General features: G+C 71.4%; 17 protein-coding genes. 14 read left to right on the forward strand and 3 right to left on the reverse strand.

The window, feature by feature from the left end:
* Nucleotides 1-37 precede the first annotated feature (37 nt).
* The 7 genes from F8568_RS08700 to mshC all read left to right on the forward strand — a co-directional run bounded on the left by F8568_RS08700 (nt 38) and on the right by mshC (nt 8,356).
* Entirely contained in the window at nt 38-802 is a 765-nt protein-coding gene (locus F8568_RS08700; RefSeq protein ID WP_151592974.1) for an NRDE family protein, read from the forward strand.
* Between the two features lie 154 nt (nt 803-956).
* Entirely contained in the window at nt 957-2,720 is a 1,764-nt protein-coding gene (locus F8568_RS08705) for an ABC transporter substrate-binding protein (protein ID WP_151592975.1), read from the forward strand.
* A 112-nt stretch (nt 2,721-2,832) separates the two neighbouring features.
* Nucleotides 2,833-4,032: an ABC transporter ATP-binding protein gene (locus F8568_RS08710; protein WP_151592976.1), complete on the forward strand. Its 1,200-nt coding sequence runs from the start codon at nt 2,833-2,835 to the stop codon at nt 4,030-4,032.
* Nucleotides 4,029-5,117 (forward strand): ABC transporter ATP-binding protein, encoded by a 1,089-nt coding sequence (locus F8568_RS08715; RefSeq protein WP_151592977.1) that lies wholly within the window; start codon nt 4,029-4,031, stop codon nt 5,115-5,117. The genes F8568_RS08710 and F8568_RS08715 overlap by 4 nt, the downstream gene beginning before the upstream one ends.
* Entirely contained in the window at nt 5,114-6,082 is a 969-nt protein-coding gene (locus F8568_RS08720; protein ID WP_151592978.1) for an ABC transporter permease, read from the forward strand. The genes F8568_RS08715 and F8568_RS08720 overlap by 4 nt, the downstream gene beginning before the upstream one ends.
* A gap of 7 nt (nt 6,083-6,089) precedes the next feature.
* Entirely contained in the window at nt 6,090-7,034 is a 945-nt protein-coding gene (locus F8568_RS08725) for an ABC transporter permease (RefSeq protein ID WP_151592979.1), read from the forward strand.
* Nucleotides 7,035-7,126: 92 nt separating this feature from the next.
* Nucleotides 7,127-8,356 (forward strand): cysteine--1-D-myo-inosityl 2-amino-2-deoxy-alpha-D-glucopyranoside ligase, encoded by a 1,230-nt coding sequence (mshC, locus tag F8568_RS08730; protein WP_151592980.1) that lies wholly within the window; start codon nt 7,127-7,129, stop codon nt 8,354-8,356.
* Between the two features lie 21 nt (nt 8,357-8,377).
* Here the strand turns inward: mshC and F8568_RS08735 are convergent, their stop codons facing one another.
* The 3 genes from F8568_RS08735 to F8568_RS08745 form a co-directional block, all read right to left on the reverse strand.
* Nucleotides 8,378-8,914, reverse strand: a complete 537-nt coding sequence (locus F8568_RS08735; RefSeq protein WP_151592981.1) for a TrmH family RNA methyltransferase — start codon at nt 8,912-8,914, stop codon at nt 8,378-8,380.
* An 813-nt stretch (nt 8,915-9,727) separates the two neighbouring features.
* Nucleotides 9,728-10,570: a PAC2 family protein gene (locus tag F8568_RS08740; protein WP_151592982.1), complete on the reverse strand. Its 843-nt coding sequence runs from the start codon at nt 10,568-10,570 to the stop codon at nt 9,728-9,730.
* A 179-nt stretch (nt 10,571-10,749) separates the two neighbouring features.
* Entirely contained in the window at nt 10,750-11,208 is a 459-nt protein-coding gene (locus F8568_RS08745; RefSeq protein WP_151592983.1) for a universal stress protein, read from the reverse strand.
* Nucleotides 11,209-11,462: 254 nt separating this feature from the next.
* Between F8568_RS08745 and F8568_RS08750 the strand changes: the two genes are divergently transcribed.
* The 7 genes from F8568_RS08750 (at nt 11,463) to F8568_RS08780 (ending at nt 19,522) form a co-directional block, all read left to right on the forward strand.
* Nucleotides 11,463-12,125 carry an HAD family hydrolase gene (locus tag F8568_RS08750; RefSeq protein WP_328600780.1) on the forward strand — a complete coding sequence of 221 codons (663 nt, stop codon included), beginning with the start codon at nt 11,463-11,465 and terminating at the stop codon, nt 12,123-12,125.
* 346 nt (nt 12,126-12,471) lie between these two features.
* On the forward strand, nt 12,472-12,915 hold the full coding sequence (locus tag F8568_RS08755) for a hypothetical protein (RefSeq protein WP_151592984.1): 444 nt from the start codon (nt 12,472-12,474) through the stop codon (nt 12,913-12,915).
* A gap of 429 nt (nt 12,916-13,344) precedes the next feature.
* Nucleotides 13,345-14,337 (forward strand): ABC transporter permease, encoded by a 993-nt coding sequence (locus F8568_RS08760; protein WP_151592985.1) that lies wholly within the window; start codon nt 13,345-13,347, stop codon nt 14,335-14,337.
* A gap of 55 nt (nt 14,338-14,392) precedes the next feature.
* On the forward strand, nt 14,393-16,153 hold the full coding sequence (locus F8568_RS08765; RefSeq protein WP_151592986.1) for an ABC transporter substrate-binding protein: 1,761 nt from the start codon (nt 14,393-14,395) through the stop codon (nt 16,151-16,153).
* A 104-nt stretch (nt 16,154-16,257) separates the two neighbouring features.
* On the forward strand, nt 16,258-17,271 hold the full coding sequence (locus F8568_RS08770) for an ABC transporter permease (protein ID WP_151592987.1): 1,014 nt from the start codon (nt 16,258-16,260) through the stop codon (nt 17,269-17,271).
* Complete coding sequence (locus F8568_RS08775; protein ID WP_151592988.1) at nt 17,271-18,341, forward strand: ABC transporter ATP-binding protein; 1,071 nt, start codon at nt 17,271-17,273, stop codon at nt 18,339-18,341. Before F8568_RS08770 ends, F8568_RS08775 begins: the two co-directional genes overlap by 1 nt.
* A 122-nt stretch (nt 18,342-18,463) precedes the next feature.
* Nucleotides 18,464-19,522, forward strand: a complete 1,059-nt coding sequence (locus F8568_RS08780) for an ABC transporter ATP-binding protein (protein WP_236008563.1) — start codon at nt 18,464-18,466, stop codon at nt 19,520-19,522.
* The last annotated feature ends 17 nt before the right edge of the window (nt 19,523-19,539 follow it).

Raw genomic sequence — 19,539 nt, forward strand, 5'->3', positions numbered from 1 at the left:
GTTCGGGGTGTTTTGGGGGGAGTGCTCCAATTGGGGTATGTGCACGGCGATCATCGGTGTCGAGCCCTCCGCCCCCGTCCCCGTGCTCGTCGCGGGGGTGCGGGACGAGTTCATCGCCCGGGAGTGGGAGCCGCCGGGGCGGCACTGGCCCGACCGGCCCGGCCTCGTCGGCGGCCGCGACCTGCGGGCCGGCGGCACCTGGTTCGCCGTGGAGCCCGCCGCCCCGCGCGTCGCGCTGGTGCTCAACGGGCGGGGCCGGATGGCGCCCGAGGACGGCCGCGCCACCCGCGGCGAGCTGCCGCTGCGGATGGCCGCCGACGGCAAGCTCGGCGAGCTGGAGCTCGCCGCGTTCGACCCGTTCCACCTCGTCGGCGCGGAACCGGACCGGGTGCGGCTGTGGAGCTGGGACGGCCGGGACCTCACCGAACGCGACCTCGGCCGCGGCCTCCACATGATCGTCAACAGCGGGCTCGAGGGCGAGGGCCAGCAGGAGGGCGAGACCGAGGACGCCTACATGGCGGCCCGCCTCGCCCACTTCCGCCCCCGCCTGGCCGCCGCCGCGAGGCCCGAGCCCGGGTCCGGCGAGGACGTGCGGGCGGCGTGGGGCGCGTGGCTTCCGCTGCTGGAGGGCGACGGGCTGCCGCGCGCCGACCACCGCGCGCTGCTGCCGATCCTGGACATGGGCGACGGCCGCGTCTGGGGCACCACCTCCGTCAGCCTCGCCGCGCTCACCCCCGACGGCGTCCGCTACGACTTCTCCGCCGCCCCCGGCGACGCGGCGGCCTGGACCCGCGTGCTCTGACCGGCCGCGGCGGTTTTCGTCCCCGCCTCCCCGCGATCACGACGCTGGGTGCTAATTTGACTACCTAATGCGATCTTCGTGGGTGTCGTGCGCGGGCCCGGCCCGCGGATCGCTCTGGGGCAGTCGGTCATCAGCAGACGGGGGGAGTGCGCAGATGACAGCAGTGAGGCGAGGTGCGGCGGTCACCGCCGGGCTCGGCGCGGCGGTGCTCGCGCTGGCGTCCTGCGGAAGCGGCGGCGGTGGCGGGGGGAGCGCCGGCGGCACGCTGAAGGTCGTCGGGTCCTCCGACGTCGACCACCTCGACACCTCCAGCGTCTACACGACCTGGGGCAACATGCTCGCCCGCCAGTTCGCCCGGACGCTGTTCGGGTTCAAGGCCGCCAACAACTTCGACGACGCCATCAAGGTGCAGCCGGACGTCGCGCAGGAGCTCCCCACCACCCAGAACGGGGGCCTGAGCCAGGACGGCAGGACCTACACCATCAAGCTGCGCAGCGGCGTGCTGTGGAACACCAATCCGGCCCGCGAGGTGACCGCGCAGGACTTCATCCGCGGGATCAAGCGGATCTGCAACCCGGCCAAGCCGTCCGGAGGCAAGGCGTACTACACCGAGACCATCGCCGGGATGAGCGCCTTCTGCAAGGGCTACGGGAGCGTCGACCCGAAGAGCGCGTCCGCGATGGCCGCCTACCAGAACGGGCACGACGTGGCCGGGCTGACGGCCAAGGACGACAAGACCCTCGTCATCCGGCTGACCCAGCCCGCGAGCGACTTCACCAACATCCTCGCGCTGGAGTTCGCGGCGGCCGCCCCGGCCGAGTACGACGGGTACATCCCCGACAGCCCCCAGTTCCGCCAGCACACGATCTCCGACGGCCCGTACCAGATCGTCTCGTACACGCCGAACAAGCAGTACGTCCTCGACCGCAACAAGAACTGGAGGGCCGCCTCCGACCCGACCCGGGCGCAGAACCCCGAGCGGATCCAGGTCACCATGGGGCAGGACTCGCCCGACGTCGTCCAGCAGCAGATGGAGCAGGGCTCCGCCGACCTCGCCTGGGACCAGCCGGTGCCGACCTCCCGGATCCCGAGCCTGAAGTCCAACCCCGACTTCAAGATCATGGAGGGGTCGTCCAGCAACCCCTACCTCGTCTTCAACACCCTCAGCCCCAACAACAACGGCGCGCTCGGCAAGGCGCGGGTCCGGCAGGCGATCAACTACGCGATCGACAAGACCGCGCTGATCCAGATCTACGGCGGCCCGGACGTCAGCGAGGTGCTGAACCAGGTCATCCCGCCGCGCAGCGTCGGCTACCAGCCGTTCAACCTGTACCCGACGCCCGGCAACGCCGGCGACCCGAACAAGTGCAAGCAGCTGCTCGCGCAGGCCGGGTACCCCCGCGGGCTGACGCTGAAGTTCCCCTACCGGGTGTCCAGCAACCACCCGAAGGTCGCCCAGTCGGTGCAGGCGAACCTGAAGGCGTGCGGGATCACCGCGAACCTCACGCCCGACACCAACGGCACCTTCTACAACACCACGCTGGTGACGCCCGCCGACGCCAAGGCCGGCAAGTGGGACATCGCCGGACCCGGCTGGGTCCCGGACTGGTACGGCAACAACGGCCGCACCAACATCGTGCCGCTGTTCGACGGCCGCCAGTACGGGCCGAACTCCACCAACTACGGCGACTACAACAACCCGAAGGTCAACACGCTCATCGACCAGGCGCTGAAGGCCAAGGACACCGGCACCGCGGCCGGGTTCTGGGCGCAGGCCGACAAGCAGATCATGCAGGACGCCGCGGTCGTGCCGCTGATGAACCAGAAGTACCCGATCTTCCACTCGTCGCGGGTGAAGAACGCGCAGTACCTGCCGCAGTACCAGGCGTACGACCTCAACCAGGTCAAGCTCTCGTAGCCGGCGGCGCCCGGACGCACCGCCGGCGGCGCCGCGCCCGGGCACCGGCCCGTCCCCGCCCGCGCGGGCGCGGGCCGCCGGCCGGCCGGATGCAGGACGCGAAGGGGCGTCGATGAGTCTTCTCGAGGTGACCGACCTGCGGGTCTCCTTCAGCACGCCGGACGGGGTGGTGCGCGCGGTGCGGGGCGTCTCGTTCGAGGTGGACCGGGGCCGCACCCTCGGCATCGTCGGGGAGTCCGGCTCGGGCAAGAGCGTCAGCACCCAGACGCTGATGGGCCTCACGCCGGGCGCGACGGTGAGCGGGCGGGCCCTGTTCGAGGGCGCCGACCTGCTCACCGCGGGGGAGCGGCGGATGCGCCGGATCCGCGGCGCCGAGATCGGGATGATCTTCCAGGACCCGCTGTCCAGCCTGCACCCGCTGTACCGGGTGGGCCGGCAGATCGAGGAGATGATCCGCGCGCACGAGCCGGACACCGGCCGGGACGCGGCCCGCAGGCGGGCGGTGGAGATGCTCGGCACCGTCGGCATCCCGCAGCCGGCGCGGCGCGCCGAGGAGTACCCGCACCAGTTCTCCGGTGGCATGCGCCAGCGCGCCATGATCGCGATGGCGCTGGCGCTGAACCCGAAGCTGATCATCGCGGACGAGCCGACGACCGCGCTGGACGCGACCGTCCAGGCGCAGATCCTGGACCTGATGCGGCGGCTGCAGCGCGAGTACGACACCGCCCTCATCATGATCACCCACGATCTCGGGGTGATCGCCGACATGGCCGACGACGTGCTGGTGATGTACGGCGGGAAGGCCGCGGAGAAGGCGCGGCGGCGCCCGCTGTACTACCGCCCGCACCACCCGTACACCAAGGGGCTGCTGCAGTCGACGCCGTCGGCGGCGGCCGGCGCGGACCGGCTGCGGCCGATCCCCGGGCAGCCGCCGAGCCTGATCGACATCCCGTCGGGCTGCGTGTTCCATCCGCGCTGCGAGTACGTGATGGACCGCTGCGTCACCGACGAGCCGGTCCTGGACCCCGTCACCGGCGACGACGACCCGACGCACGTGTCGGCGTGCTGGCTGCCGCTGGAGGCCCTCGGGCTCGGCGAGGACGCCGAGCGGCTGCGGCGCCGCGCCGTCGAGGAGGGACGCGTGCGGGCGCGCCCCGCGGCGGCGGCGCGGGGCGGCGCCCCGGAGGCCTCCGGCGCGGTCGACGCCACGGCCGACGGCGGCGACGGCGGGGACACCGGCGCCGCCGACCGGGACGGCCCGGCGGAGGGCGAGGACGACGGCGGGACGCGCGGGGACGGAGGCGCCGCATGAACGGAGACGCGAGCGGGCAGGGCGACGTCCTGGTCGCAGTCGACGACGTCTACAAGCACTTCCCCATCAAGCAGGGGATCGTGTTCAAGAAGGAGATCGGCCGCGTGCACGCGGTCGACGGCGTCGACCTGCAGGTCCGGCGCGGCGAGACCCTCGGCATCGTCGGGGAGTCCGGCTGCGGGAAGTCGACGCTGGCGCGCTGCATCACCGGGCTGCACCAGGTGACGGCGGGCCGGATCCTGTTCGAGGGCGACGACATCACCCGGCTCGGCAGGGCCGGCCTGAAGGCGTTCCGCCGCGACGTCCAGATGATCTTCCAGGACCCGTACGGGTCGCTGAACCCGCGCCGCCGCGTCGGCTCCATCATCGGCGACCCCTTCGCGGTGCACTCGATCGCGGGCGGCGCCGAGCGCAAGCGGCGGGTGCAGGAGCTGATGGAGCTCGTCGGGCTGAACCCCGAGCACTACAACCGGTTCCCCGCCGAGTTCTCCGGCGGGCAGCGGCAGCGGATCGGGGTCGCGCGGGCGCTGGCGCTCAAGCCGAAGCTGATCGTGTGCGACGAGCCGGTGTCGGCGCTGGACGTGTCGATCCAGGCGCAGGTCATCAACCTGCTCAAGGACCTGCAGGACGAGCTGGGCCTGACGTACGTGTTCATCGCGCACGACCTGTCGGTCGTCCGGTACGTCAGCGACCGGGTCGCGGTGATGTACCTCGGCAAGGTCGCCGAGGCCGCCGAGGCGGAGGTCCTCTACGGCCGGCCCCGCCACCCCTACACCGCGGCGCTGCTGTCGGCGGCGTCGATCGCCGACCCGGACGAAGCCGAGCGCGCCGAGCGGATCGTGCTGACCGGGGACGTCCCGTCGCCGATCGAGCCGCCGTCCGGCTGCCGGTTCCATCCGCGCTGCCCGAAGGCCGCGGACCGCTGCGTCCGCGAGGACCCGCCGCTGGTCCCGCGCGAGGGCGACCCGCCCGACCACGTGACGGCCTGCCACTTCCCGGTGGAGCCGGGCGAGCGCCTCGCGCACAAGCACGCGGCGATCGCGCAGGTCTCCACCCAGCCGGAACTCCCGGAGGCGGAGGAATGAGCAGCTACACCGATCTCGAGGCGCAGGAGGTCGACCCGGCGGCGGGCACCGCGCCCGCCCGGGTGCAGGGCCGCACCCCGTTCCAGCTGGCGTGGGCGCGGTTCCGCCGCGACCGGCTCGCGGTCGCGTCCATCGTCGTGCTGGTCCTGATCGCGGTCTTCGCGATCCTCGCGCCGGTGTGGGCGGACCTGACCGGCCACCCCTACGACGCTACGTTCCCGAAGACGGGCCTGGACGTGAACGGGCAGCCGCGCGGCCCGTCCGGCACGTTCTGGCTCGGCGCCGACCAGCTCGGCCGCGACGTGCTGGTCCGCGCCGCCTACGGGGCGCGGATCTCGCTGCTGGTCGGGATCCTGTCGGCGGTGCTCGCCTCGATCGTCGGGACGCTGGTCGGGGTGCTCGCCGGGTTCGTCGGCGGGGCGATGGACACGCTGCTGGCCCGGCTGATGGACATGACCCTCGCGCTGCCCTACCTGCTGGTGGCGATCATGCTGGCGACCACGTTCCAGATCTCCTCGGTCGGCGCCAGCCTGACCCTGACGATCCTGGTGATCGCGTTCTTCTCGTTCGCGGCGTTCGGCCGGATCATCCGCGGGCAGGTGCTGTCGCTGAAGCAGAAGGAGTTCGTGGAGGCGGCCCGCTCGCTCGGCTCCTCCAACGCGCGGATCATGTTCGTGGACATCCTGCCGAACCTGGTCGCGCAGGTCACCGTGCTGACCTCGCTGCTGATCCCGACGTCGATCGTGTTCGAGGCGACGCTGTCGTTCCTCGGCGTCGGGGTGCGGCTGCCGATGCCGTCGTGGGGGTCGATGCTCGGCGAGGGCAGCGACGTGTTCCAGACCGCGTGGTGGCTGCTGGCGGTGCCCGGCGTCCTGCTGCTGCTGACCACGCTGTCGTTCAACCTGCTCGGCGACGGGATCCGGGACGCCCTGGACCCGCGCGGCGACCGGGCCTCGGGGAAGTGAGCGCGCTGTGATCCGCTTCGTCATCCGCCGGCTGCTGTACGCGGTCGTCGTGCTGTGGCTGGTGTCCACGCTGGTGTTCGTGTTCCTGCACGTCTCGCCCGTCCCGGTGGAGCGGGTCATCGGCGGGCCGCGCGCCACCACCGACACCCTCGAGCAGATCCGCCGCAACCTCGGGCTGGACGAGCCGGTCATCGTGCAGTACGGGCAGTTCCTCGGCCGGCTGCTGCACGCGAACCTCGGCGACTCCTACATCAACGGGGAGCCGGTGACGACCCTGATCGGGGACCGGCTGCCGACCACGCTGTGGCTGGTGTTCGGCGCCGGCGTCATCTGGTTCGTCGGCGGCGTCGTCACCGGGGTGCTGTCGGCGACCCGGGCGCGCAGCCTGGCGGACCGGACGGTGACGGTGTTCGTGCTGATCGGGCTGTCGACGCCGCCGTTCGTGATGGCGCTGGTGCTGCTGTACCTGTTCTCCACCAAGCTGAGCGAGGCGGGCGTCTACTTCTTCGAGGCGGGCCCGCCGCTGCAGATGCACTTCTGGCGCCGGATGATCCTGCCGTGGATCGCGCTGGCGTTCCTGATGGTCGCGGCGTACACGCGGCTGACGCGCGGCGCGATGCTGGACGTGCTGGGGGAGGACTACGTCCGGACGGCCCGCGCCAAGGGCCTGTCGCGGCGCCGCGTCGTCTACCGGCACGGCCTGCGCGCGGCGCTGACCCCGGTGGTCACCCAGTTCGGCATCGACCTCGGCGCGCTGATCGGCTCCACGATCGTCACCGAGAAGGTGTTCGGGCTGCAGGGGGTGGGTCAACTGGTGTACCAGTCGATCGCGCTCGGCGACACCCCGGTGATCATCGGGGTGACGCTGATGGTGACGTTCTTCGTGATCGTGGCGAACCTGCTGGTCGACATCGGCTACTCGTTCCTGGATCCGCGGGTCCGGCTGTCGTGACGGCGTCCGGGCCGGGTCACGATGCGGACACTCGGGACGGTCAACGCGATCTCGGAGTAATGCCGCGAGGTACGCATGGATAAGCTTTCCGTATGCGATCGTGGCCCGCTTCCAGCGTCCCCAGCCTCACCGACGCGGGACTCCCCGCCGCGGCGCGGCGGCTCAGCCTGTACGACACCGGGACGGGCGCGGTGCGGCCCACGGAGCCCGGCGAGACCGCGCGGATGTACGTGTGCGGGATCACCCCCTACGACGCGACGCACCTCGGGCACGCCAACACCTACCTGACCTTCGACCTCGTCAACCGGGTCTGGCGCGACCTCGGCCACGCGGTGCACTACGTGCAGAACGTCACCGACGTCGACGACCCCCTTCTGGAACGTGCCCAGCAGACCGGGCAGGACTGGCGGGAGCTCGCCGAGCGGGAGATCCAGCTGTTCCGCGACGACATGACGGCGCTGCGGATCCTGCCGCCGGAGCGCTACGTCGGCGCGGTCGAGGCGATCCCGCTGATCGTCGAGATGATCGAGAAGCTGCGCGGCCGGGACGCCACCTACGAGGTCGACGGCGACGTCTACTTCCCGATCACCGCGGACCCCGCGTTCGGGCAGGTCAGCCGGCTGACGCGGGAGGAGATGGCGCCGCTGTTCGCCGAGCGCGGCGGCGACCCGGACCGGCCCGGCAAGCGCGACCCGCTGGACCCGCTGGTGTGGATGGCGAAGCGGCCCGGGGAGCCCGGCTGGGACTCCCCGTTCGGGGAGGGCCGCCCCGGCTGGCACGTGGAGTGCTCGGCGATCTCCATCGAGTACCTCGGCATGGGCTTCGACGTGGAGGGCGGCGGGTCGGACCTGGCGTTCCCGCACCACGAGATGGGCGCCTCGCACGCGCAGGTCGCGACGGGGGAGCGCCCGCACGCCCGCGCCTACGTGCACGCCGGCATGGTCGGCCTGGACGGCGAGAAGATGTCGAAGTCGCGCGGCAACCTGGTGTTCGTGTCGAGGCTGCGCGAGGCGGGCGTCGACCCGATGGCGGTGCGGCTGGCGCTGCTGGCCCACCACTACCGCTCCGACTGGGAGTGGACGGACGCGGAGCTGGACGCCGCGAACGCCCGCGCGGACCGGTGGCGGGCGGCCCTGGCGCGCCCGTCCGGGCCGCCCGCGGGGCCGGTGGCCGAGACGGTCCGCGAGCGCCTCGCCGACGACCTGGACGCCCCGGCGGCGCTCGCCGCGATCGACGCGTGGGCCGCCGCGGACGGCACCGACGAGGCGGCGCCGGCGCAGGTCCGCGCCCTCGCCGACGCTCTGCTCGGCGTCGCCCTGTGAGCACGGCCGCGGCGTCGCGGCTCACAGCAGGCCGGCGAGCTTGTAGAGGACGAGCGACCCGGCCACGGCGACGTTGAGGCTGCTGCCGTCCCCGACCATCGGGATCTCGACGGCCGCGTCCAGCAGGTCGAGGGCCTCGGCGGGGATGCCGTGCTGCTCGTGACCGAGGACGGCGACGGTCCGGGTCCGCGCGGCGGGCAGGTCGGCGAGCCGCACCGCCTCGTCGGCCAGCTCCACCCCGACCACGCGGGTGCCGGCGTCGCCGCGGGCGCGCTCCAGCCAGCCGAGCGGGTCGTTCACCCAGTGCACGCACGCCGGGCGGCGCAGCGTGTTGCCGCGCTCCAGCGCGGCGGGCACCCACGGGAACCGCGGCACGGCCAGGCACGCGCCGACGGCGTCGCAGGTCCGCAGCAGGGTGCCGAGGTTCGCGCCGTGCAGCGGCCACAGCGGCGCGGCGATCAGATGGTCCCAGCAGGAATGGGCGCGGCCGCGGCGCTGCCGCCGCAGCTCGCGGGGGGTCCGCACGCGGATCGCGGGCGGCCGGGCGGGGCGGGTCACCGCCTCCGGGCGGCGCCGCCCTTCACATCGCTGATGCTCATGGTGGGCGCACTTGTCGGCGTGCGCGGGCCATCACCGGCGGGTCCGTTACCCCCGCGAGTGTAGCGGGGTCGGAACTGCTGGCGTCTGAGTGTCCATGCGGTTTCATAAGCGTCGAGAGGGGTGTTCGGGACGCGTTGGTCGGCGTGCTGAGGGACGGGCGGACCATGGGCGACGGCGGGGCCGTGCCTTCGGGGCTTGTCTGCATGATGTCGATTGCGCGTTCGAATGCGGTAACTTAAAGTACCGACCATGTTGCGAACTGTTTTCGGTGGTGGGGAGGACCCCCCGTCCGCAGCACGGTCGGCAGCACGGTTCGCCACACCGTTCGTGGTGGCGGGGCCGTCGGGGGTGGCGGTGCGCGAGACGCGCCCTAGGGGCACCCGATCCGGAGACGGACGGCACCGCCCCGCCATCACCAGAGCGATGATCGCGGGCATCGGAGCGTCCAGGCCGGACCGGGTACCCCAGGGCGTGAGGGACCCCGCCACCCCGTCATGGAGCCTGCACACGATGCAGGCCCCCGGAGGCGGGCACCGAGAACGCGGGCGACCAGCACGTCCAACACCGTTCGGGACGCGCGCAGCACCAGGACATGGACACAAAGCACACTCCTGGACACCGTTGAGGAACGGTAGGGTCCGGCGCATGGGCTGATTGCTGCCGGGCGTCCTCGTCGCACTGGTGGTGTTCGCGTCGGTCAAGCGCCCGGACGAGCCGGGGGACTGACCGGCCGCCGCCGGGCCGCGGGACCGCGGGTCGGCCGGGGCCGGGTCAGCCCGGGTCGCGGCGCCGCAGGTACCGCTCGAACTCGCGGGCGATCGCGTCGCCGCTCGCCTCCGGCAGCTCGGTGGCGTCCTTCTGCTCCTCCAGCGTCCGCACGTACTCGGCGACCTCCGAGTCCTCCTCGGCGAGCTCGTTGACGCCGTTCTCCCAGGCCCGCGCCTCCTCGGGCAGCTCGCCCAGCGGGACGGTGACGTCCAGCAGGTCCTCGACGCGGCGCAGCAGCGCCAGCGTCGCCTTCGGCGACGGCGGCTGCGCGACGTAGTGCGGAACCGCCGCCCACAGCGACACGGTATCCAGGTCGGCCTTGGCGCAGGCGTCCTGCAGCACCCCGAGGATCCCGGTGGGGCCCTGGTACCGGGCGGGCTCCAGGTGCAGGGTGCTGACCAGCCCGGCCTCGGACGCGGCGCCGGTGACCGGGACGGGACGGGTGTGCGGCGCGTCGGCGAGCAGCGCGCCGAGCAGCACCACGTTCCGCACGTCCATCTCCAGCATCAGCCCGACCAGCTCGCGGCAGAACGACCGCCACCGCATGTTCGGCTCGATGCCGTGGATCAGCACGACGTCCCTGCCGTTCGGGAGCCGCGCCCACGAAATGCGCGTGGTGGGCCAGGTGATGTCGCGGGTCTCCCCGTCGACCATCTCCACGATCGGGCGGGTGACCTGGAAGTCGTAGTAGTCGTCGGGGTCGAGCTCGGCGACCGGTACCGCGTCCCAGCTGGACTCCAGGTGCTGGATGACCCCGCTGGCGGCCTCCCCGGCGTCGTTCCATCCCTCAAAGGCGGCCACGAGCACCGGTTCGACGAGCTCCGGCACGCTCTCCAGCTCGATCACGCGCTGCCTCCTTCCGACGCCTGGGTACAGCGTCACCGGCGGGGGTCTCATTCCCGGGGTCGGGGGCCCCGCTCATGATCGGTGGCTGTCAGCCTACGTCCTGACAGTGACCTACCCCACCGTTCCGCCGCCAGACGCCCGCGCTGTACGCCCGCGGCGGAACGCGGGTCACGATCGGATCACTTGCCGTCGGTGGTGTGCACGATCAGCACGTCGCACGGGGAGCGGTGCGACAGGTTCGCCGGGACGGAGCCGAGGATGCGGCCGGCGAGGCTGTTGAGGCCGCGGTTGCCGATCACCACCAGCTCGGCGCCGCGGTCCTTGGCGAGGCGGCTGATGACGTCGACGGCGTCGCCCTCGACCGACTCCTGCTGGATGTCGCGGGCGCCCGCGGCGACGGCCCGCTCCCGCGCCGCGCGCAGCGCGTCGTCGGCGGGGGTGGAGCCCTGCACCTTGTAGGCCAGGTCGCCGAGCCGGTCGGCGGCGCTGGCGCGCTCGCGCTCGGGCATCGGGCTGTAGGCGGAGGCGAGCAGCAGGGTGGCGCCGGTGGCGGCGGCCAGCTGCGCGGCCCGGTCGACCGCGCGGAACGAGGAGTCCGAGCCGTCGGTGCCGACGAGGATCATGCGGTACGCGCTCATGCCGTTCCTTACCCTTACCCGTTGGTAGTTTCCTGGGGCACGTTATCGGTCGGGTGACCCATCCGTCACCGTCTTCTTGCACGGCCCGTCCAGTTCCACGGGGCGCCGCCCGGTCCCGCCGCCCGGGGCCCCGCGGGGCGTGGTCCGCCATGTGGACGCATCGGAGCGCGCCGCGGGCCCGCGGATAGTCTGGAGCGCCGCCCATCCGGAGGCCGGGACGTGCCGGGGGCTGCGACGAGGAAGGGAAGGACGTTGTGGGGGACGGTCACGGGGGCCTGCAGGCCGTGCTGTTCGACATGGACGGGCTGCTCGTCGACTCCGAGCGGGTCTGGCTGGAGGTCGAGTTCGAGGTGGTCGCCCGGCTCGGCGGGCGGTGGGACGAGGAGCACCAGAAGGCGCTGGTGGGCGGGTCGCTCAGCGTCGCCGCCGACTACATGCTGGAGATGACCGGCGCGGACGTCCCGGCGGAGGAGGTCGGGCGCTGGATGCTGGACGGCATGCACGAGCGGCTGAGCGAGAGCGTGCCGCTGATGCCCGGCGCCAAGGAGCTGCTCGCGGAGCTGAAGGACGCGGGCGTCACCGCGGCGCTGGTGTCCTCCAGCCACCGGCGGCTGATCGAGCCGGTGCTGGACGCCGTCGGCCGGGAGTTCTTCGCGCTCAGCGTCGCCGGCGACGAGGTCGCACGCACCAAGCCCGACCCCGAGCCGTACCTGACCGCGGTGGCCCGGCTGGGCGCGGTCCCGGGCCGCTGCGTCGTGCTGGAGGACTCCCCGAACGGGGTCGCGGCGGGGGAGGCGGCGGGCTGCGTGACGGTCGCGGTGCCGAACGTCCTGCCGATCCCGCCGGCGCCCGGACGCACCGTGGTCGGCTCGCTGCGCGAGGTGACCCTGCAGCGGCTGTTGTCGCTGGTCGGATGAGGTCCCGGGGGCCGCCGGGACCGCCCGCTCGACCGGTTCGACGTCCAACCGTTGCGAGATGTTGATCTCCGCCGGGCGGGTACGCCGGCCGGAGCGGCGGCGCAGCGGGGGCCTGCTCCCGCGGCGGCAGGCCGCGCCCGCGACCTCGGGGGCGGTCCCTAGGGGACGGTTCACGCCGGAGGAGGAGACCGGAATCTCCGGAAACCGTCCGCCGGGAGGAGCGTGATTGGCGCCCGGACGTGTGACGATGGAGGGAGCACCGCCGGCGAACCACCAGAGCACGAGAGCACGAGAGCACCGGAGCGGCAGGCCGGCGGCGCAGCACCGTACGGAGTGAGGGGCCGACATGAGCGACACGGCGATCGATCTGATCAGCCTCGGGGTGACCCTGGTCGGGCTGGTCATCAGTTGGGGTGTCTACCGGCGCCGCGGCGCGGCGTCGGGGATGCGCGGCGCCGCGCTGTCGCTGGTGCCGCTGGCCGCGGCGATGACCGGGGTGACCGAGTTCTTCGTGGATCTGGCGTTCAGCCCGGTGAAGTGGGCCGGGGTCGGGGTGGCGGGACTGGCCGTCCTGCTCTACCTGACCTCGGGCGCGATGCTGAGCCGCCGCGCCGGAGCCGAGGGGAACGGCCGGGCCGGCGGGAACGCGGCGGCGCGCGGCGCGGACGAGCCGAAGGCGGCGGGCCGCGCGGGCCGCAGGCCCAAGGGCGAGGTGGGCGGCGCGCAGCCGTCCGGCGACCCCGAGATGGCGGAGATCGAGAAGATCCTGCGCGACCGCGGCATCTCCTGACGCCCCGCCCCGGCGGGGCCCGCGGCGGGCCGGGACGTCCCCAGCAGGGGCGTCTCGGCCCGCCGTTTCTGCGTTCCGGGGCGCTGACCTGCGGACGATCGATCTCAGAACGGACTCAGTACGGTAAAGCTTGCCGGTCTAGACCGCGTTCGTGTTGCGGAGCACGGCACAGGCGAACGTACTATTCGGGCGATTTGCCCACAGTGCCGCCGAGCACGTGTGCCCGAGATGACAACGAGATCACAACTCAGATACGGGTACTGGCGCAGCCCGGCTCACGGATGGACAGTCATGGCCGAGGGGCTACCTTTCCCTTCAGCAAACGCGGCGTAACGGGCACGGGGTCAGCGGATGATCTCCGCGACCGCCGGTCACCGCGCCGGCGGCGGCATGGCCGAACCAGTGGCCGGACGGTAGGAGGTACAGAGCGTGGCCGCACCCCTTGAGGTGACCGGGTCCGACACCGAAGCGCAGCCGGAAGCGGTCCTCGCCGGTGTCGACGGCAAGGCGATCCAGGGACGCTCCCTGGGCCAGATCGCCTGGATGCGACTCAAGCGCGACAAGGTCGCGCTCGCCGGCGGCGTCATCGTCATCCTGCTGATCCTCCTGGCGATCTTCGGGCCGCTGCTGGTGCAGTCGCCGCTGGACTACCACCAGAACCTGATCGACCCGACCTACAACCGCCCGAAGACCGGCATCTGGCACACCGGCATCAGCGCCGACCACCTCCTCGGAGTCGAGCCCGGCACCGGCCGCGACCTGCTCTCCCGGATCGTGCACGGCGCCCGGATCTCGCTGCTGGTGTCGTTCCTGGCGACCCTGCTGTCGGTGGTCATCGGCACGATCCTCGGCATCACCGCCGGCTACTTCGGCGGCTGGGTCGACATGCTCATCAGCCGGGCGATGGACGCGTTCCTGGCGTTCCCCCTGCTGCTGTTCGCGATCGCGCTGGTCGCCGTCATCTCCGACGGCTCGTTCGGGCTGAGCGGCAACGGGCTGCGCATCGGCGTGCTCGTCGTCGTCATCGGCTTCTTCAACTGGCCCTACATCGGCCGCATCATCCGCGGCCAGACCCTGTCGCTGCGCGAACGCGAGTTCGTCGACGCGGCCCGCAGCATGGGCGCCCGGAACTCCTACATCCTGTTCAAGGAGATCCTCCCGAACCTCGTCGCGCCGATCCTGGTCTACGCGACCCTGCTGATCCCGACGAACATCCTGTTCGAGGCGGCGCTGTCGTTCCTCGGCGTCGGCGTGATCCCGCCGACCCCGTCCTGGGGCGGCATGCTGACCCTCGCGGTCCCGATCTACTCCTCGGACCCGATGTACATGATCGTCCCCGGTGTGGCGATCTTCATCACCGTCCTCGCCTTCAACCTGCTCGGTGACGGGCTGCGGGACGCTCTCGACCCTCGGGCCAAGTGACCTCGGGTTCTTCCGACCCGGCGAAATGAATGGGGTGCGCCTGCACATGAACAAGATGAGACCAATCGCGGCCCTCGCCGCCGGCGCGCTCGCCGCGGCGGGCCTCGCCGCCTGCGGCGGCGGCGACTCGGGCGGCTCGGGGAGCGGGCCGGGCTACGGCGCGGCCATCGACAAGATCGTCAACCAGTCGGACAAGAAGGGCGGCACGCTCCGCCTGGCGATGTCCGACGACTTCGACGCGCCGGACCCGGGCAACCAGTACTACGCGTGGGACCAGAACTTCTCGCGTCTCTACGGCCGGGGCCTGATGACGTTCAAGCCCGCCGCGGGCAAGGACAGCCTGAACGTCATCCCCGACCTGGCGACCGCGCCCGGCCAGATGGCCGACGGCGGCAAGACCTGGACCTACAAGCTGCGCACCGGCGTGAAGTACGACGACGGCACGACGGTCACCTCCAAGGACGTCAAGTACGCCGTCGAGCGCAGCAACTTCACCGACGAGCTGCAGCTCGGTCCGAAGTACTTCAAGACCTACCTGGTCGACAACAAGCCCGCGTACAAGGGTCCCTACAAGGACAAGAGCGACGAGGGCCTGAAGTCGATCGAGACGCCGGACGACAACACGATCGTCTTCCACCTGTCGAAGCCGTTCGCGGAGTTCGACTACCTGGTGGCGATGTCGCAGACGATCCCGGTGCCGAAGGCCAAGGACACCGGCCTGAAGTACGAGTCGTCGATCGTCTCCAGCGGCCCGTACAAGGTCGACAACTACACCCGCGGCAAGTCGATGACGCTGTCGCGGAACCCCAACTGGGACCCCAGCACCGACCCGATCCGCAAGGCGCTGCCCGACCGGATCGAGTTGCAGCTCAAGCAGAACGCCGACGACATCGACAACCGCCTGCTGGCCGGTTCGCTCGACATGGACGTCGCGGGCGTCGGTGTGCAGTCCGGCACGCAGCCGAAGGTGCTGACGCCGCAGCAGAAGCCCTACACCGACAACCCGATCCAGGGCTACCTGCGGTTCATGTCGCTGAACCAGCACGTCAAGCCGCTGGACAATATCCACTGCCGGATCGCCGTGCAGTACGCGACCGACAAGGTCGCCGCGCAGACCGCCTACGGAGGCCCGCTGGCCGGCGGTGACGTCGCGACCACGATCCTGCCCCCGTCGGTCGCCGGCTACCGCAAGTTCGACCTGTACCCGCAGAAGCAGGCGTCGGGCGGCAACGGCCTGGACCAGGCCACGCTGGCGAAGGCCAAGCAGGAGCTCGCGGCGTGCGGCCAGCCGAACGGCTTCAGCACCAAGATCTCCGCTCGGTCCGACCGGCCGAAGGAAGTCGCGATGGCGCAGGCCATCCAGCAGGGCCTGAAGAAGGTCGGCATCAACGTCAGCATCGTGCAGTGGCCGGCCGGCGACTACTTCAACAAGTACGTCGGCGTCCCGAACTACGTGCACCAGCACGGCGTCGGCATGATGCTCATGGCGTGGGCGGCGGACTGGCCGACCGGCTACGGCTTCCTCTCCCAGATCGTCGACGGCCGGGCCATCAAGCCCTCCGGCGGCAACAACCTGGCCGAGGAGGACAACCCGAAGGTCAACGACGCGCTCGACCAGGCGATCGCCAACCCGGACAAGGCGGCCCGCATGAAGGCCTACGGCGACATCGACCAGATGGTCATGCAGGACGCCGTCGAGGTCCCGCTGATCTACGCCAAGGCGCTGCTGTACCGGCCGAAGAGGGTCACCAACGTCGGTATCACCATGGGCTATGGCGGAATGTACGACTACCTCAACATGGGCGTGGAGAAGTAATTCTCCCTCCGTCCGTGCGTTCATCTGAAGGCAGGTGAAGGCGATGCCCGCCGGCCGGTACCGGGCCCACAGGTCCGGCCGGCCGGCGGGTGGGGCCGCGAAGTGTGCTCGCATACATCATCCGGCGCCTCGTCGGCGTCGTTCTCATGCTGTTGCTCATCACCCTGGTGACCTTCGGCATCTTCTTCGGGCTTCCGAAGCTGGCCGGTCAGACCACCGACCAGCTCGCGGCGTCCTATGTCGGCAAGGCCCCGACGCAGGAGGCGATCGAGGCCACCAAGGAGCGGCTCGGCCTCGACAAGCCGATCGTGGTGCAGTACGGCAACTACCTCAAGGGCATCGTCGCCGGTGAGGACTTCAAGGCCGGACCGGTCACCGACCACTGCCCCGCGCCCTGCCTCGGCTACTCCTTCCGCACCAGCCAGCCCGTGCTCCCGACGCTGATGGACCGCGCCCCGGCGACCCTGGGGCTGGCCGTGGGAGCCGCGATCGTCTGGCTCGTCGCCGGTGTCGCCACCGGCGTCGTCTCGGCCCTGAAGAGAGGCAGCATCTGGGACCGCGCCGCGATGGTGGTGGCCCTCAGCGGAGTGTCGCTGCCGATCTACTTCACCGGCCTGGTGTCGCTCGCGCTGTTCTCCTACAAGCTCGGCATCTTCCCCGGCGGAGGCAGCTACGTCGGCTTCAGCCAGGACCCGGTGAAATGGTTCGAGTCGCTGGTGCTGCCCTGGGTCACCCTGGCGTTCCTGTACGCCGCGATGTACGCGCGGCTCACCAGAGCGGGCATGCTGGAGACGATGAACGAGGACTACATCCGCACCGCCCGCGCCAAGGGCCTGCCGGAGAAGACGGTCATCACCCGGCACGCGCTCCGCGCCTCCCTGACGCCCATCCTCACCGTCTTCGGCCTGGACTTCGGGCTGCTGATCGGCGGCGCGGTGCTCACCGAGAACACCTTCAGCATCCCCGGCCTCGGGCAGCTGGCGATCAGTTCGATCGGCACCGGCGACCTGCCGATGGTGCTCGGCGTCACCACCCTCGCCGCCACCTTCATCGTCGTGATCAACCTGGTCGTCGACCTGCTGTACGCCGTGATCGACCCGAGAGTGAGGCTTGGCTGATGACCGACACCACGCCGGCCGCGGGGCCCGCCACGGGCTCCGGGGACGCTCCCACGGCGTTCCTCGAGGTCCGCGACCTGAAGATCCACTTCCCGACCGACGACGGTCTGGTGAAGTCGGTCGACGGGCTGTCGTTCCAGCTGGAGAAGGGCCGCACCCTCGGCATCGTCGGCGAGTCCGGCTCCGGGAAGAGCGTCACCAGCCTCGGCGTCCTCGGGCTGCACAACCGCCACAACGCCAACGTGTCCGGCGAGATCTGGCTGGACGGCCAGGAGCTCGTCGGCGCCTCGCCCGCCGACGTCCGCCGGCTGCGCGGCCGCAAGATGGCGATGATCTTCCAGGACCCGCTGTCGTCGATGCACCCGTTCTACACCGTCGGCGCCCAGATCATCGAGGCCTACCGGGTCCACAACGACGTGTCCAAGCAGGTCGCGCGCAAGCACGCCATCGACATGCTCGGCCGCGTCGGCATCCCCAAGCCCGACAAGCGCGTCGACGACTACCCCCACCAGTTCTCCGGCGGCATGCGGCAGCGCGCGATGATCGCGATGGCGCTGTCCTGCGACCCCGAGCTGCTGATCGCCGACGAGCCGACCACGGCGCTGGACGTCACCGTCCAGGCGCAGATCCTCGACCTGATCCGGGACCTGCAGGAGGAGTTCAACTCCGCCGTCATCATGATCACCCACGATCTCGGGGTGGTCGCCGAGCTGTCCGACGACATCCTGGTGATGTACGCGGGCCGCTGCGCCGAGTACGCATCGGTGGAGGACGCCTTCCACCGGCCGCTGCACCCCTACACCTGGGGGCTGCTCGGCTCGATGCCGCGGCTGGACCGGGAGCGCACCGAGCGGCTCATGCCGATCAAGGGCACCCCGCCGAGCCTGATCAACGTGCCGCAGGGCTGCGCGTTCAACCCGCGGTGCGCCTACAAGGACCTCAACGGCGACAAGTCGACGACGGTGCGCCCCGAACTGGTCGAGGCGGTCCCGGGCCACAAGGTGGCCTGCCATCTCCCGCTGGAGAAGAAGCAGGAGATCTGGGAATCCGAGATCCGGCCGAAGCTGTGACGAGCACGGGTGGGAACAAGACTGTGAGCACTTCTGACACCGCCGCGGCGGGGACCGCCGTCCCCGGCGCCGCGGAGACCTCCGCCGACGCGGCAGCGGCCCGTCCCGCCCGGGACGGGGAGATGCTGCTGGAGGTGGACAACCTCGGCAAGCACTTCCCCGTCACCGCGGGGCTGCTGCGCCGGCAGGTCGCGGCGGTGAAGGCCGTCGACGGCGTGTCGTTCTCGGTCCGCAAGGGCGAGACCCTCGGCCTGGTGGGGGAGTCGGGCTGCGGCAAGTCCACCACCGGCCGGATGATCATGCGGCTGCTGGACCCCAGCTTCGGCAAGATCACCTTCGAGGGCGAGGACATCACCACGATGTCCCAGGGGCGGCTCCGGCCGCTCCGCCGCGACCTCCAGATGATCTTCCAGGACCCGTACTCGTCGCTGAACCCGCGCAAGACGGTCGGCGCGATCGTCGGCGCCCCGTTCCGGCTGCAGAACATCGAGACCGAGAACGGCGTGAAGAAGGCCGTCCAGGAGATCCTGGAGCTCGTCGGCCTCAACCCCGAGCACTACAACCGGTACCCGCACGAGTTCTCCGGCGGCCAGCGCCAGCGCATCGGCATCGCCCGCACGCTGGCCCTCAAGCCGAAGCTGATCGTCGCGGACGAGCCGGTGTCGGCGCTGGACGTGTCGGTGCAGGCGCAGGTCGTCAACCTGCTGGAGGACCTGCAGGACGAACTCGACCTCACCTACGTGGTCATCGCGCACGACCTGTCGGTCGTCCGGCACATCTCCGACCGGGTCGCCGTCATGTACCTCGGCAAGATCGTCGAGATCGCGGACCGCAACGACCTGTACGAGCGGCCGATGCACCCCTACACCAACGCGCTGCTGTCGGCGGTGCCGGTCCCCGACCCGAGCGAGCGCGGGAACCGGCAGCGGATCCGGCTGCAGGGCGACGTGCCGAGCCCCCTCGACCCGCCGCCCGCGTGCCGCTTCCACACCCGCTGCTGGAAGGCGCAGGACATCTGCAAGCAGGTCGAGCCGCCGCTGATCGAGCTCAGCCACGGCCACCAGGCCGCCTGCCACTTCCCGGAGAACACCACCGTGTCGGCGACCGACGAGGTCGCCAAGGCCGCGGTGGCGCCCGGCGCCGCGCCGGCCGCCGAGGCCGACGCCGAGACCGGCGAGTAGCCCCGGCCCCCGCTCGC

It is taken from the genome of Actinomadura physcomitrii (genome assembly GCF_008923205.2).
Taxonomy (GTDB): Bacteria; Actinomycetota; Actinomycetes; order Streptosporangiales; family Streptosporangiaceae; genus Spirillospora; species Spirillospora physcomitrii.